The following is a 14,416-nucleotide window of genomic DNA, read 5'->3' on the forward strand; positions in this document are numbered from 1 at the left end:
CTCACCCTTGCCTCCATAACAACGCCAATAAGGAGGTCAGCATGATTCGTGGTTCCACTGAACTGGTCGCCATCGTCGGTTCGCCCATCGCCCAGGTGAAATCCCCGGAAAACTTCAACACCTGGTTCGCCAACAATAACTGCAATCTCGCCATGCTGCCCATCGACCTGAATGAGGCAGCGCTGGACAGCTTTGCCGGCGCCCTGCGCGGCTGGCAGAACCTGCGCGGTTGCGTGGTCACCGTGCCGTACAAGCAGGCCCTGGCCCAGCGCCTGGACAGCCTCAGCGAGCGCGCCGCGGCCCTGGGCTCGGTCAACGTGATTCGCCGCCAGCGCGACGGGCGCTTGCTGGGCGACAATGTAGACGGCGCCGGCTTCCTCGGCGCTGCACGCAAGCATGGCTTCGAACCGGCGGGCAAGCGAGCACTGGTAATCGGTTGCGGTGGTGTCGGCAGTGCTATCGCCTATGCGCTGGGCGAAGCCGGTATCGCCAGCATTACCCTCAGCGACCCCAGCACAGCGCGCATGGGCGCTGTGGGCGAACTGCTCGGCAATGCCTTTGCCGGGCTGGAGATCAACACACAATTCAATGGGCTGGAAGACTTCGACCTGGTGGCCAACGCCTCCCCGGTCGGCATGGGTACCAGCGCAGAACTGCCACTGTCCGCTGCCCTGTTGGCCACCTTGCAGCCCGACACCCTGGTCGCCGACGTGGTCACTTCGCCGGAAATCACTCCGCTGTTGAACCGGGCGCGGCAGGTCGGCTGCGCGATCCAGACCGGCCCGGAAATGGCCTTCGCCCAACTCGGCCACCTTGGCGCCTTCATGGGCGTCACGCCGCTGGAGATCTGAGACCATGGCGACTGTCGAACACACACAGCACAGCTTTGACCTGGTGGTACTTGGCAGCGGTGCCGGTGGCTTTGCCGCCGCTGCCACGGCCGCTTGCCAAGGGCTGAAGGTACTGGTGGTGGAGAAGGCCGCGCACTTTGGCGGCACCTCGGCGATTTCCGGCGGTGCGGTGTGGCTGTACGGCACCGACCAGGCCCGCGCCGCCGGCGCCAAGGACTCCCCCGAGGCCATGCGCACCTACCTCAAGCATGTCATCGGCGACGGCTACGACCCCGCCCTGGTAGACGCCTTCATCGAGCATGGTCACCAGGCCCTGCGCTGGCTGGAGCAGAACACCGAACTGCGCTATGCCCTGCGCCCGCACTCGCCGGACTACTACCCGGACGCGCCCGGCGCCACCCAATTTGGCCGGGCACTGGAAATGCTCGAATACGACGGCAAGCAGCTTGGCCCGCGTTTCAAGGACCTGCAGATGCCACCGCCCGGCATGCTGCTGTTCGGCGGCATGATGGTCAACCGCGTGGATATCCAGCATTTTCTCAGCATTCGCCAATCGCCCCGGTCGCTGTGGCATTGCCTGAAACTGATGGCGCGCTACGCACGGGACCGCCTGCGGCACCCGCGTGGCACCCGGCTTACCACCGGCAATGCATTGATCGCGCGCCTGGCCAGCAGCGCCTTCGCCCACGGTACACAGCTGTGGTTGCGCAGCGAAGCCGTGGAGCTGATCGTCGAGCGCGGCGTGGTCACCGGCGTGGTGGTACAGCGTGAAGGCCGCCGTGAGCGGATATTGGCCCGTGGCGGCGTGGTATGCGCAATGGGCGGGTTCGCAGCAGGTGCCCTGGCTGCCGGCTTCCGCCCGGCGCAGGACGTGCCGCACCTGAGCATGTCACCAGCAGCCAACGACGGTGCTGCCCTGCGCCTTGGCCAGGCGGTGTCGGCAGCCGAGGGCGAAGGCCTGGCGGCCAACTTCTTCTGGGCGCCGGTATCCGAACTACGCCATGCCGACGGTAAGCATGAGCGCTTCCCGCACCTGGTCACCGACCGCGCCAAACCGGGGGTGATTGCGCTGGCCCCGAGCGGGCGGCGCTTCGTCAACGAGTCCGACTCCTACCACCACTTCGTGCAGACCATGTTCGCCAATGGCATCGCCAGCTGCTGGCTGGTCTGCGATGCCGAGGCGATGAACCGCTACGGGCTTGGCCTGGCGCGGCCAAAGCCGGTCAACAACCAGGCGTTGATCGACGCCGGTTATCTGTATCGGGCAGCTACACCACAAGCCCTGGCCCGGGCCATCGGCGTCGACCCGCAAGTGTTTGCGCAAACCCTTGAGCAATTCAATGCCGATGCCCGCAATGGCATCGACCGCGCGTTCGGCAAAGGCGGCAACAGCTACAACCGCTACATGGGCGACCCCCAGCACACGCCCAACCCGTGCCTGGCGCCACTGACCAGCGGGCCGTTCTACGCCATCCGCATCCACACCGGCGACCTTGGTTCGGCCTACGGCCTGGTGACCAACGCCGATGCCAACGTGCTGAACCGTAGCGGCCAGCCGATTGCCGGGCTGTACGCGGTCGGCAACGACATGAACTCACTGATGAAAGGCACCTACCCCGGCCCCGGTATCACCCTGGGCCCTGCCCTCACCTTCGGCTGGCTCGCTGCCAACCACATCACCGCGCGCCTGCAGGCGCCGGCCCCCCACATGGAGACCCCAGCATGTACTACGAACTGAGAACCTACACCCTCGACCCACTGAAAATGGCCGACTGGCTAGCCCTGTACCAAAGCCACGCACTGGAGGTGCAAAGCGAACACCTGGGCAACCTGGTCGGCTTTTTCACCAGCGAGTTCGGCGAGGCCAACCAGGTGGTGCACATCTGGGGCTACGCCAGCCTCGACGAGCGTATGGCACGTCGCGCCGCCATGGCGGCGGACCCACGCTGGGCGGAGTTCTCACGGCGCAACCGCGAGTTGGGGGCGGTGCTGCGCCTGCAATCGCGGCTGCTGCGGCCCACTGGTTTTTCCCCGCTGCAATAAGTCGCACACCACCTCTTCCACTGCCTGAGCGGATCCCCTCCATGCAACCCCTCGAATGTGACGTACTCGTCATCGGCTCCGGCGCCTCGGGCCTGGCTGCCGCCGTTACCGCCGCGCATCACGGCCTGCACGTGATCGTCGCGGAAAAAGCCAGCCAGCTGGGCGGCACCAGTGCCTGGTCGGGGGGCTGGCTGTGGATACCGCGCAACCCGCTGGCCATCGCCGAAGGCATCGTCGAAGCCGACGATGCCCCGGAGCGCTACCTGCGCGCGCAAACCCACTGCAGCGAATTGGACCCACGCCAGCGCGCCTTCCTGCGCTATGGCCCGGAGATGGTGGCGTTCTTCCAGCAGCACACCGCCGTGCAGTTCCAGTCCGGCAGCCGCATGCCCGACATGCGCGAAGGCGAAGGCAGCGCACGCGGCGGTCGTTCGCTGTGTGCGCAACCGTTCGACGGGCGCCTGCTCGGGCATTGGCTGCACAAACTGCGCCCACCGCTGGACATCGTCAGCCTGGCCGGCATGGGCATCGCTGGCGGCGCCGACATGGCCGCCTTTTTCAACGCCACGCGCTCGCCAAAGGCGGCGCTGCATGTTGGCAAGCGCCTGCTGCGGCATGGGCGCGACCTGCTGCTACACCGTCGCGGCCTGCAATTGGTCAATGGCAACGCCCTGGTGGCACGCCTGCTACGCAGCGCCCTCGACCTTGGCGTGACGCTGCTGACCGACAAGCCGGCCAGCCGCCTGCTGGGCGAAGGGCGGGTCAGCGGCGCGCTGTTTGCCGATGGCCAGGTGATCCACGCACGTCGCGGTGTGGTGCTGGCCTGCGGTGGCTTTGCGCATGACCGCCAGCGCATTGCGCAACTGATACCGCATGCACCGGACGGCAACCAGCACTACTCCGCCGCGCCCCGGGAAAACAGCGGTGACGGCCTGCGCCTGGGCGAACAGGCCGGTGGCCTGGTGTCCACGGCTGCGGCCCATGGTGGTGCCTGGGCACCGGTATCGCGGGTGCCGCGCGCCGATGGCAGTTTCGGCCATTTTCCGCACCTGATCGACCGCGCCAAACCCGGCTTCATCGCGGTACGTCGCGATGGCCGACGCTTCGTCAACGAGGCCGATTGCTACCATGACTTCATGAACGCGCTATTCGCCGCCACGCCGCAAGGTGAACCGCCTGAAGCCTGGCTGATTTGCGACCATGCCGCGCAACGTCGCTATGGCATCGGTTGGGCCAAGCCCTTTCCCTTCCCTACCCGCCTCTATCAACGCTGTGGCTACTTGCACAGCGGCAACAGCCTGGCGCAACTGGCGCAGCGCTGCGGAATCGACGCCGCGCAGTTGCAGCGCACGGTCGATGGCTTCAACCAGTACGCGGCCCAAGGTGAAGACCCGGCCTTCCAGCGCGGGGTGTCGACCTACAACCGGGCCCAGGGCGAACCGTTGCAGGCCCCCAACCCGTCGCTGCGGCCGCTACAGCGTGGGCCGTTCCACGCAGTGAAACTATTGCCGGGCAGCCTGGGTACCTTCGCTGGCCTGTGTACGGACGCATCGGCGCGGGTGCTGGACAGCGCGGGGCAGCCGGTCCCTGGGCTGTTCGCGGTGGGCAACGACATGCACAGCGTGATGGGCGGGCACTACCCGAGTGGCGGTATTACGCTGGGGCCGGGGATGACCTTTGGTTATTTGGCTGGCAGGGCGTTGAGTAGCTGCCAAGCGCTGGCGCGCTATTGTTCGGTAACCGAACAATAGCCCCTCCCTTGAATTGACGCTGCCGCCTTCACTGCTCACCATGCACCGGCCTTGCGTGCCCCCTGCCTGGGAGCCGGTCACGTACCCGTAGCAGCGCAGCTGAATACAATTTCAAGAAACGAGCAGTTTATGAACCATTCCAAGATCACCCCCGCCGCCCCCCGGATGCCCCAGGGTTCGATCGGCGACAAGCTTCGTGGCGCCTTCGCCGTCGGCAAGACTCGCTGGGGCATGCTCGCCCTGGTGTTCTTCGCCACCACCCTGAACTACATCGACCGCGCCGCGCTCGGCATCATGCAACCCGTCCTGGCCAAGGAAATGAGCTGGACGGCAATGGACTACGCCAACATCAACTTCTGGTTCCAGGTCGGCTACGCGATCGGCTTCCTGCTGCAAGGCCGGCTGATCGACAAGGTCGGGGTAAAACGCGCCTTCTTCTTCGCCGTGCTGCTGTGGAGCCTGGCCACCGGCGCCCATGGCCTGGCCACCTCGGCCGCGGGCTTCATGGTCTGCCGCTTCATTCTCGGCCTGACCGAAGCGGCCAACTATCCGGCCTGCGTGAAGACCGTGCGCCTGTGGTTCCCGGCCGGCGAGCGGGCCATTGCCACTGGCCTGTTCAACGCCGGCACCAACGTCGGCGCCATGGTCACGCCAGCCCTGCTGCCGCTGGTCCTGGCCGTGTGGGGCTGGCAGGCCGCGTTCATCGCCATGGGCAGCCTGGGCCTGGTGTGGGTGGTGCTGTGGTTGCTGAAGTACTACAACCCTGAAGAGCACCCCAGCGTGCGCCAGAGCGAGGTGCAGTACATCCAGCAGGATGACGAGCCCGAGCCGACCCGCGTGCCGTTCAGCCGTATCCTGCGCTTGCGTGGCACTTGGGCCTTCGCGGTGGCCTATGCGATTACCGCGCCGGTGTTCTGGTTCTACCTGTACTGGCTGCCGCCGTTTCTCAACCAGCAATACAGCCTGGGTATCAACGTTACCCAGATGGGCATCCCGCTGATCATCATCTGGCTGACTGCGGATTTCGGCAGCATCGGCGGCGGCATCCTGTCCTCCTGGCTGATCGGCCGCGGCGTGCGCGCCACCACGGCCCGGCTGGTGTCGATGCTGATCTTCGCCTGCACCATGGTCAGCGTCACCTTTGCCGCCAACGCCAGCGGCTTGTGGGTTGCGGTATTGGCCATCTCGCTGGCGGTGGGTGCGCACCAGGCGTGGACGGCGAACATCTGGAGCCTGGTGATGGACTACACGCCCAAGCACCTGGTGAGCACGGTGTTCGGCTTCGGCAGCATGTGTGCGGCGGTTGGCGGGATGTTCATGACGCAGATCGTCGGCAGCGTGCTGACCGCTACCAACAACAACTATGCCGTGCTGTTCACCATGATCCCGACCATGTACTTCCTGGCCTTGGCGTGGATGTACTTCATGGCACCGCGCAAGGTCGAGAGCGCGTAGGCGCGCAGCAACTTACCTCTACGGGCCGCTTTGCGGCCCATCGCCGGCAAGCCGGGCTCCCACAGGAACAGTGCAGACCTCAAGCTTTGCGCGATCCCTGTGGGAGCTGGCTTGCCAGCGATGGGCTGCAAAGCAGCCCAATGGTTGCCAATAAGGCTTAACTGACTGGCATTAAGGCATGCCAGCGAACACCGGCAAAGCCGGTGCCATTCACCGCGCCGCCTATTTCGCGGGCACGCCCGCTCCCACATGGACCGCGCAAACAGTTTAGATTTGAGCAAGACAGTTGCCCACGCAACGACGGTGCATGGCCCTATTAGATCTTGCCCAGCACCAACTTGGCCTTCTCCAGCGCCATACGTGCGCGCTGTTCGCCACTGATACCCTGTTCCAGCAATTGCCGCGTGGGGATTTCCAGGCTCAACGGCACGCTCGGCGGCAAAGCACGCAGCAGGCCGACCAGGTCGGCATCGCCCTCGCCCGGGAAGCGTCGCTCATTACGTGCCTGGCGCAGAATCTCGTCCATGTCGGTCGGCACCGGCCCAGCCACATCGCACAACTGGGCGTAACGCATACGCTGCGGCGCCAGCTGTGCCAGGTCGTCCAGCGAAGAGCCAGAGCGGTTGAAGTGGAAAGCATCGACCAGTACGCAGCCGTTGCCACGGTCGGCATTGGCCACCACCCGCATGGCCTGGCGCAGGTCAGGCACATCGGTCCACGGCATGAACTCCAGATGCGGATGAATGCCGTACCCCGCCGCCAGCTCGCACAACGCGGCAAAGCGTTCGGTCAAGCGAGCTTCATCCGGGTCGTTGCCAGCCACTAGCAGCTCGGTGCCGCCCAACTCGGCACCCACCGCCAGGATCGGCTCGAAATCCGCCACGCAGGTTTCCGGCTTCAGGCGCAGGATCTCCAGGTCGAGCACCTTGATACCGGTGTCGCGCAGGCGCGCCTGGGTTTGCCGGCGCAGGTCGGCATCGGCCATCAACGGGAAGTGTTGCTCCTGCTCGGTGGCCGGCACCAGGCGCAGGCCAACATGGCTGTAACCGGCGCGGGCGGCTGCCTCGACCATGTCCGGCGGAGACAGTTCGAGCACCGTCAGGGCCGCCAGAGAGAAAATTCGATCGGTCATCAATCGTCACCAGAAAAAGTAAAGGTTGCGTTAGGCAATATGCTCGGGCGCACAGGCCCGGCCACTTTCGGCGGCCTGGCGGATCGCTTCGATCAGTGCCAGGGTGCGGCCACCGTCGGCAGCATCGATCAGCGGCGCCTGCTCACCACGGGCAACCCGCACGAAGTGCTGCAACTGCAAGGTCAAGGCCTCGCCAGCGGGGATGCTTTCCTCGCTCTGCAACAGCGGCGTATGCCAGCCCGACCCGGCCTCGGCGTAGTGCCAGCGCTTGAGCTGCGGAATACTCAGTGCCCCCTGGGTACCGGCCAGCAGGTAGCACGGCTGGCCGTCCTGGCGCGGGTATATTGGACTTTCGCCGGAGTCCAGCTCCCAGCTCCACGGCGCGGCCACCGCGTCAGAACCGGTCAGGCTGCCCAATGCGCCATTGGCGAACTGCAGCAACACCGCGGCGCTGTCTTCGTTGGCGAAACCGCGCACATCGTTGCGGGTGAACGCCTGCACCTGTACCACCTCGCCGCACAGGTGGCGCAACAGGTCGAGGTCATGGATCAGGTTGGTCAGCAAGAAACCGGCCCCCGGCTCGCGACGCCAGGGCGTTTCGAAGTAGCTGTCGGGCTTTTGCAACTGCCACAGCGCGGTGACGTTGATCAACCGGCCCAGCTTGCCCTCGGCAATCACTTGGTGGGCCTTGGCGATCAGCGGGTTGTGCCGGCGATGATGGCCGACCAGCACCGGTACACCGCGGCGGCGCGATGCCTCTACCAGCGCGCGGACTTCATCCAGATGCACGCCCACTGGCTTCTCGACCAGCACCGGCACGCCGGCCTCGACGCAGTCCAGGGCGGTGGCGACATGCAGGTTGTTCGGGTTGGCGACGATCACCGCCTCGGGCCGCACGCTTTCCAGCATGCGCCGGTGGTCGGCAAAACAGGGCACGCCGCATTCGGCGGCGAAGGCCTCGGCCTGTGGGCCCGGGTCGGCTACGGCGCATAACTGGGCTTGCGCTACATTGCGCAAGTGCTGGTAATGCTGGCGGCCCATGATGCCGGCGCCGATCAAGGCAATACGAAGGGGTGCGTTCAACAGCCTGTCCTCTTGTCATTGTTGTCGTGCAGATTCTGAAACATGGTTCCACAATCAACACTCGACAATTTAGAACCAAGTTCAGCTTTTCAGAAGAACTGGCGGAACAGACTGTGCGGTAATCGACCGGAAATGCGCCCTCAGGCGAACAGCTCGCTTGCCCGGCTGGCTGCCGACAGCTCCTGCGCGGCCGTCAACAAGAGCGGTGCCAGCTCGGCCAGGCGGGTTTGCGCCAGGCGGGCGCTGGGCCCGGCTATGCTCAGCACGCCAATCACCTCGTCGCTTTGCGGGCGCCGCACCACCGCAGCCAGGGCCGAGGTACCGATTGCCGAGGTTTCCTCGACCCAGGCATAGCCGCGCTCGCGGGCACGGTGCAGGTAGGCGAGCAGCTCGTCGGTGGAATGTGGCGCGTTCGGGCCGAACTGCGCCGGGTCGGCAATACCCTGGCGCAGCACCATCTGCAGCGCCTGTTCGTCGTCCAGGCTGGCCAGCCAGGCATGCCCGGAGGCGGTATAGAACAGCGGCGCGTCGCGGCCCATGTCCGGGTCGTAGCGCAGCCCCGAGCGGGCGCCCTGGGATTTGGCGATCCAGGTCTGGCGGGCGCCGTCGATCACGCCAAGGCGCACCAGTTCGCCGCTGTCCTGGGCCAGGCGGTCGAGAATCGGCTGGATGATATCGGCACCGCTGCTGGACAGGTAGCGAAAGCCCAGTGCCACCAGCTTGGCCGACAGCTGATAGCGGCTGTTGTCGCGGTTCTGCCGTACATAGCCCAGCCGCATCAGTTCGGCGAGCATGCGGTGGGCGGCGCTTTTGGGGATATCCAGGCGCTCGGCCAGGGTTTGCAACGGCAACCCCTGCGGTTCACCGGTAAGGCTTTCTACAAGACTGAAGGCGCGTTCGATCTGACTACCAGCCATGACACAGGTCCCTGAAATTTTTTGCGAATTCTAGAAGATGATTCCACATCACCGATAGCCAGCGCAGCCTGGGCCATATGAATTGTCCGGTTATCGCCCATTACTTACCTGGCATGACCGCCCTGCCCTTGCGGCCCGATCAGCCACCAATAAGAATGTGGAACATTGTTCCAATAACAACACAGGAATCAACGCGATGCCTTCCGCTCCCTTCGAAACCGAATGCGATGTACTGGTCATAGGTTCTGGTGCCGCCGGGCTGGCAGCGGCCGTGACAGCCGCCTGGCATGGGCAGAAGGTGATCGTGATCGAGAAGGAGCCGGTGTTCGGCGGCGCCACCGCCTGGTCCGGCGGCTGGGCCTGGGTGCCGCGCAACCCGTTGGCACAGCGGGCCGGCATCGAGGAAGACATCGAGCAGCCACGTACCTACCTGCGCAATGAACTGGGCACGTATTACAACGCCGAGCGCGTCGACGCCTTCCTCGAAGCTTGCCCGCACATGGTCGCCTTTTTCGAAAAGCATACGGCGCTGCAATTTGCCGAAGGCAACGGCATCCCGGACATGCATGGCGACACACCAGGCGCGGCCCAGGGTGGGCACCAGGTGATCGCCGCGCCCTACGACGCCCGCCAGGTCGGCGCGCTGTTGCCACGCCTGCGCAAGACCCTGCGCGAAACCTCGTTCATGGGCATGCCGATCATGGCCGGTGCCGACCTTGCCGCCTTCCTCAACATGACCCGTTCGCCCAAGGCGTTGCTGCACGTGTGCAAACGCTTTGGCCGCCACTTGTACCACCTGGCCCGGTATGGCCGGGCGATGCACCTGGTCAACGGCGTGGCGCTGGTGGCACGCCTGGCCAAGTCGGCCCAGGACCTGAACGTGCGCCTGCAGGAATCGGCGCCAGCCAAACGCCTGCTGGTCGAAGATGGCCAAGTGCGCGGGGCCTTGGTGGCAACATCGCAGGGCGAGCAACTGATCCGGGCCAAGGCCGTGGTGCTTGCGGCAGGCGGCTTCCCCAACGACAACGCCCGGCGCCGGCAGCTGTTCCCGCGTGATGCCAGCGGCCATGACAACCTGGCCCTGCCGCCTATGGGCTGTTCAGGGGACGGGCTGCGCCTGGGCGAGTCGGCCGGCGGCGTGGTCGCCACCGACCTGAAGTCGCCGGTGGCCTGGGCGCCAGTTTCGCAAGTGCCGCATCGTGATGGCAACGTTGGCCATTTCCCGCACATCATCGAGCGTGGCAAGCCCGGCATCATCGGTGTGCTTGCCAACGGCAAACGTTTCGTCAACGAAGCGCATGGCTATTACGACTATGTGTCGGCCATGGTCGCGGCGGTGCTGCAGGACGAAGAGGTCTGCTCATGGTTGGTCTGCGACCATCGGTTTCTGCGCCGTTATGGCCTGGGCCACGCCCGGCCGGCACCGCTGCCGGTGTGGCCGCACGTGCGCAGCGGCTACCTCAAGCGCGGCGCCACGCTCGAGCAACTGGCCCAGGCCTGCGGTATCGACCCCGCCGGGTTGCGCGCCACGGTCAGCGACTTCAACAGGCACGCCCGCAATGGCCAGGACCCGGCATTCGGCCGCGGCTCCACGCCGTTCAACCGCAAGCAAGGCGACCCTCAGCACCCCGGGCCCAACCCCTGCGTGGCACCCATCGAGCACGGGCCGTTCTATGCGGTGAAAGTGCAGCCCGGCTGCTTCGGTACCTTTGCCGGGCTGCGCACCGACGGCAGCGCCCGGGTGCTGGATGAGGCCGGGCAGCCGATACCTGGCCTATATGCGGCAGGTACCGACATGGCCAGCGTGTTTGGTGGCTGGTACCCGTCGGGTGGCATCAACCTGGGCCCGGCGCTGACCTTTGGCTACGTGGCCGGGCGGCATATTGCCGGGGTGCAGGGGTATGAATGAGGTGAACGGTTCGTAGCGGTCTTGCCCTGATTTGCCTTGGATATCGCATCCCCTGTGGGAGATTCTATGGTTTCTGGCAATGGCATCAGGGTTGCCAGGTGCTCGCCACGGCATCTTCAGCGCCTGTGGGAGCGGCCTTTGTGGGAGCGGCCTTGCGTCGCGAAAGGGCTGCAAAGCAGCCCCCAAGACTCGAGCCATGTCGCTGAAATCCTGGGGCCGCGTTGCGGCCCTTTCGCGACGCAAGGCCGCTCCCACAGGTACTGCACAGGCCTCGATATTTGTGCGCGGCTCAGATAGCAGGCGCGCCTGCGCACTGCCCCGGTATCTGCGCCAGCCAATACGCCACATCCACTTCGTCGATCTGCTCGACGCGCAGGAAGCGTTCGGCATACTGGCGGTACACCCCACTGCTCAAGAACAGTTGCAGCAATTGCCCGTCGATATGTCCGTCGCGGGCCATGAACACCAGGATCTTTATCGATTCGGACAAGGTCTTCGGCGGTTTGTACGGGCGGTCGGCCGCCGTGAGCGCCTCGAAGATGTCGGCAATCGCCATCACCCGTTCGGCGATGCCCAGGTCCTGCTCGCCCAGCCGCCGCGGGTAACCGCTGCCGTCCATCTTCTCGTGGTGGTTGCCGGCAATGGCCGGTACCTGCCTGAGCTGGCGCGGGAACGGCAGCGAACTGAGCATGATGATGGTCTGCACGATGTGTTCGTTGATCTTGAAGCGTTCTTCGTCATTCAACGTGCCACGCCGGATCGACAGGTTGTACAGCTCACCGTAGTTGCTGGCATAGGCCGGCAGGCGCATGTCGAAACCCCAGCGGTTGCGCGGGTCGTCCTTGGCTACCGGCGGCTTGCGTGCTCCCCAGGGCACGCGATGCTCAGGGCGGTCGGCCAGCAGTGGCTCGGCCACCGGCAATGCTGGCTGCGGCAGGCCGGCAAAGCGTTCCGCCTCATCACGGGAGATGCCCAGGCGGTCGTCGAAGTGGCGCTGCCAGCGCCGCTGGGCGATCTGCTGCAAGCGCTCGATGTCTGCATCCTGCATGGACTCACCGCCGATATTGGCCTGGGCGACGAAGGCGAAATCATCCTGCAGGCGGGCCTGGCTGCGCGCCAGGGCGGCTTGCAGTGCCTGCGGGTCGGCACCACCGGCCAGGCCTTGCCAGTATGCCAGCTCGGCATCGCGCCACAGCACTTCGAAGCGCATGCGCACTTCGTGAATGCGGTTGTACAGGGTTTCCAGCTTGGTCGCCTTGTCCACCACGTACTCGGGGCTGGTGACCTTGCCACAATCGTGCAGCCAGGCCGCCACGCGGAATTCGTAGCGCTCGGCTTCGCTCATGCTGAAGCTGGCATACGGGCCGCTGTCGGCAGCCACCACCTGGTCCAGCAGCATCTGCGCCAGCTGTGGCACCCGCTCGCAGTGGCCGCCAGTATAGGGGCTCTTGGCATCGATGGCGTCGGCCAGCAGCTTGATCATGGCATCCAACAGGCGTTGCTGGGCTTCAGCCATCTGGCGCGTCTCGATGGCCACGGCGGCAACACCGGACAGCTCGTCGACAAAACGCCGAAACGCCTGGCCCACTTGCTCGCGCGCGTGCTCGTCGTCCAGTTGCAGGACCAGGATGCCCAGCAGCGCCTGGCTACGGTCATTCAGTACCACGGCCAGGCTGTGCTCGTGCAAGCCGAGGGTTTGGGTCACCGTAGCAGCCAAGTTGTGCTGGGCATCTTCATCCACGGCCAACTCGCCTGGGTATTGCTCGCCACGACAGGAGGCGGCCAGGCGCAGCAGAGCGTGCTCGGCATCGAACAGGTACACCACACCGGCGTTGCCCCCGGCGGCTTCTACCAGGTGGGTCAGCACGCCATCGAGCATGCGCTCCAGGTCGCGCTCGCGGCTGAGTGTGAGGGTAATCGCCTGGAAGCTGCGGATGGTGCCGGACATACGGCTCAACACGTGACTCAGCTCACGTACTTCGGACACCCGTGAGCGCACCCCCACCTCACGGCTGAAATCAAAACCAGCCAGGCCTTGCACCTGTTCGGCCAAGTGCCGCAACGGGCGGCCGATACGCCGGCCAAGCACACCGCCGAGCACCAGCAGCACGGCCATCAGTGCCGCGGTCCAGAGCAACTGCTCGATCAGCACTTTGCGCGCCCCAGCCAACAACTCATGGGCCGGCACGGCAATCAGCACTTGCAGGCCCTGCCCGGCCAGGGTGGTGAGTTGCACGCGCATGCCAAACCAGGTCTGGCCGTCCACCTGATAAGGCTGCGGCTGGGTGCCTTGCGGCAGGTCAGCATACAGGTGCTGCAGGCTGGCAATGCCCAACTCGCCGATACGTGACAGGCGCACGCCCTGCCCTTCATGCACGATCACCCGTTGCAGGTCCGGGTAAGCCACCACGCTGCCCTGGTCGTCGACCACGGCGATCTCGGTGCCAGGGGTCATGCGCAGGCCCTGGGTCTCGCTGGCCAGGTCGTTGACCGAGACGTCCATGCCGATCACCGCCCCACCGTCGACGCTGCGCTGCGCCATGGTCATGCCGGTCTCGCGGGTGGTGAAGAACACATAGGGGCGGGTGAGCACGGTGGTGGGCTGTGCGCTGGCCTCAACGAACCACGGACGCGTGCGTGGATCGTAGCGGTATTCGGGTTTGGCTTGGGTCTGCAACAGGTTCAGCGCCCGGTCGTAGAAACGCCACTGGCCCTGCACCACGCCGCCCTCGCCACGGCTGACGCTCTGGACCAGGAACACAGTGCCCGGCGGTGCGGCGAAGCGCTGCAGCAACTGCGGCTCACGTAGCCGGCGCACCAGCAGGAACTCACCATTGGCGTAGCCCATGTAGGCGGCGCTGAGCATGCGGTTGGCGTCCAGCGTCTCGACCAGTTGCGGCAGCCTTTCCAGGCGCTGTGCCAGAGTGTCCGCGGTCGGGTTGTGGGCCAGCAGGCGGATGCTGCTTTGCGCCGGGTCGATCAGGCGCCGGGCGCGCTCGTCGATGGTCTTGCCGACTTGCTGGGCGGCATCCCCCGCAGCGGCCACCAAAGTCTGGCGAAGGCCGCGATAGCCTTGCCAGGCCAGGGCGGTACCGAGCAGCAACATGCCCAGCATGATGGCCAGCGCCACCAGCCATTGCAGTGAAATACCCCGTCTGGCGTTGCCAGAAGCACGACCCGTCGACACGCAGCCCATCCCAGGTACTCCATGTGTGGCACATTGCCTTGGCTGATATCCGCAGCAGTGTAGAGGGCGGGAGAGCGATTTGCCGGGT

Annotated in this window: 10 protein-coding genes; 6 read left to right on the forward strand and 4 right to left on the reverse strand. The window is 65.5% G+C overall.

The window, feature by feature from the left end; translation table 11 throughout:
* Nucleotides 1-41: 41 nt before the first annotated feature.
* From TZ03_RS10425 to TZ03_RS10445, 5 genes are all read left to right on the forward strand, one after another.
* A complete protein-coding gene (locus TZ03_RS10425; RefSeq protein WP_051097520.1) occupies nucleotides 42-851 on the forward strand; it encodes a shikimate dehydrogenase family protein in 810 nt (269 codons plus the stop codon).
* Between the two features lie 4 nt (nucleotides 852-855).
* On the forward strand, nucleotides 856-2,589 hold the full coding sequence (locus TZ03_RS10430) for an FAD-dependent oxidoreductase (RefSeq protein WP_051097521.1): 1,734 nt from the start codon (nucleotides 856-858) through the stop codon (nucleotides 2,587-2,589).
* Nucleotides 2,574-2,894, forward strand: a complete 321-nt coding sequence (locus TZ03_RS10435; protein WP_051097522.1) for an NIPSNAP family protein — start codon at nucleotides 2,574-2,576, stop codon at nucleotides 2,892-2,894. The genes TZ03_RS10430 and TZ03_RS10435 overlap by 16 nt, the downstream gene beginning before the upstream one ends.
* Nucleotides 2,895-2,935: 41 nt before the next feature.
* A complete protein-coding gene (locus TZ03_RS10440; protein WP_051097523.1) occupies nucleotides 2,936-4,645 on the forward strand; it encodes an FAD-dependent oxidoreductase in 1,710 nt (569 codons plus the stop codon).
* 129 nt (nucleotides 4,646-4,774) lie between these two features.
* Nucleotides 4,775-6,100 carry an MFS transporter gene (locus TZ03_RS10445; RefSeq protein ID WP_051097524.1) on the forward strand — a complete coding sequence of 442 codons (1,326 nt, stop codon included), beginning with the start codon at nucleotides 4,775-4,777 and terminating at the stop codon, nucleotides 6,098-6,100.
* A gap of 316 nt (nucleotides 6,101-6,416) precedes the next feature.
* Here the strand turns inward: TZ03_RS10445 and TZ03_RS10450 are convergent, their stop codons facing one another.
* From TZ03_RS10450 to TZ03_RS10460, 3 genes are all read right to left on the reverse strand, one after another.
* Nucleotides 6,417-7,232 (reverse strand): sugar phosphate isomerase/epimerase family protein, encoded by an 816-nt coding sequence (locus TZ03_RS10450; protein ID WP_051097525.1) that lies wholly within the window; start codon nucleotides 7,230-7,232, stop codon nucleotides 6,417-6,419.
* A gap of 30 nt (nucleotides 7,233-7,262) precedes the next feature.
* Nucleotides 7,263-8,315 carry a Gfo/Idh/MocA family protein gene (locus TZ03_RS10455; protein ID WP_082056597.1) on the reverse strand — a complete coding sequence of 351 codons (1,053 nt, stop codon included), beginning with the start codon at nucleotides 8,313-8,315 and terminating at the stop codon, nucleotides 7,263-7,265.
* 140 nt (nucleotides 8,316-8,455) lie between these two features.
* Nucleotides 8,456-9,232 (reverse strand): IclR family transcriptional regulator, encoded by a 777-nt coding sequence (locus TZ03_RS10460; RefSeq protein WP_051097526.1) that lies wholly within the window; start codon nucleotides 9,230-9,232, stop codon nucleotides 8,456-8,458.
* Between the two features lie 196 nt (nucleotides 9,233-9,428).
* Here TZ03_RS10460 and TZ03_RS10465 point away from each other — a divergent pair, with 196 nt between their 5' ends.
* Nucleotides 9,429-11,141, forward strand: a complete 1,713-nt coding sequence (locus TZ03_RS10465; protein ID WP_051097527.1) for an FAD-dependent oxidoreductase — start codon at nucleotides 9,429-9,431, stop codon at nucleotides 11,139-11,141.
* Nucleotides 11,142-11,430: 289 nt separating this feature from the next.
* Here the strand turns inward: TZ03_RS10465 and TZ03_RS10470 are convergent, their stop codons facing one another.
* Complete coding sequence (locus TZ03_RS10470; protein ID WP_051097528.1) at nucleotides 11,431-14,337, reverse strand: HD domain-containing phosphohydrolase; 2,907 nt, start codon at nucleotides 14,335-14,337, stop codon at nucleotides 11,431-11,433.
* Between the last annotated feature and the right edge of the window lie 79 nt (nucleotides 14,338-14,416).

The organism is Pseudomonas sp. 10-1B (genome assembly GCF_000935045.1).
Taxonomy (GTDB): domain Bacteria; phylum Pseudomonadota; class Gammaproteobacteria; order Pseudomonadales; family Pseudomonadaceae; genus Aquipseudomonas.

What these genes read in the sequence shown, in the direction of transcription:
- TZ03_RS10430 (WP_051097521.1), top strand. Translation starts at nt 856, where the DNA reads ATGGCGACTGTCGAACACACACAGCACAGCTTTGACCTGGTGGTACTT.
- TZ03_RS10465 (WP_051097527.1), top strand. Translation starts at nt 9,429, where the DNA reads ATGCCTTCCGCTCCCTTCGAAACCGAATGCGATGTACTGGTCATAGGT.
- TZ03_RS10460 (WP_051097526.1), bottom strand. Translation starts at nt 9,232, where the DNA reads ATGGCTGGTAGTCAGATCGAACGCGCCTTCAGTCTTGTAGAAAGCCTT.
- TZ03_RS10440 (WP_051097523.1), top strand. Translation starts at nt 2,936, where the DNA reads ATGCAACCCCTCGAATGTGACGTACTCGTCATCGGCTCCGGCGCCTCG.
- TZ03_RS10425 (WP_051097520.1), top strand. Translation starts at nt 42, where the DNA reads ATGATTCGTGGTTCCACTGAACTGGTCGCCATCGTCGGTTCGCCCATC.
- TZ03_RS10435 (WP_051097522.1), top strand. Translation starts at nt 2,574, where the DNA reads ATGTACTACGAACTGAGAACCTACACCCTCGACCCACTGAAAATGGCC.
- TZ03_RS10450 (WP_051097525.1), bottom strand. Translation starts at nt 7,232, where the DNA reads ATGACCGATCGAATTTTCTCTCTGGCGGCCCTGACGGTGCTCGAACTG.
- TZ03_RS10470 (WP_051097528.1), bottom strand. Translation starts at nt 14,337, where the DNA reads ATGGGCTGCGTGTCGACGGGTCGTGCTTCTGGCAACGCCAGACGGGGT.
- TZ03_RS10445 (WP_051097524.1), top strand. Translation starts at nt 4,775, where the DNA reads ATGAACCATTCCAAGATCACCCCCGCCGCCCCCCGGATGCCCCAGGGT.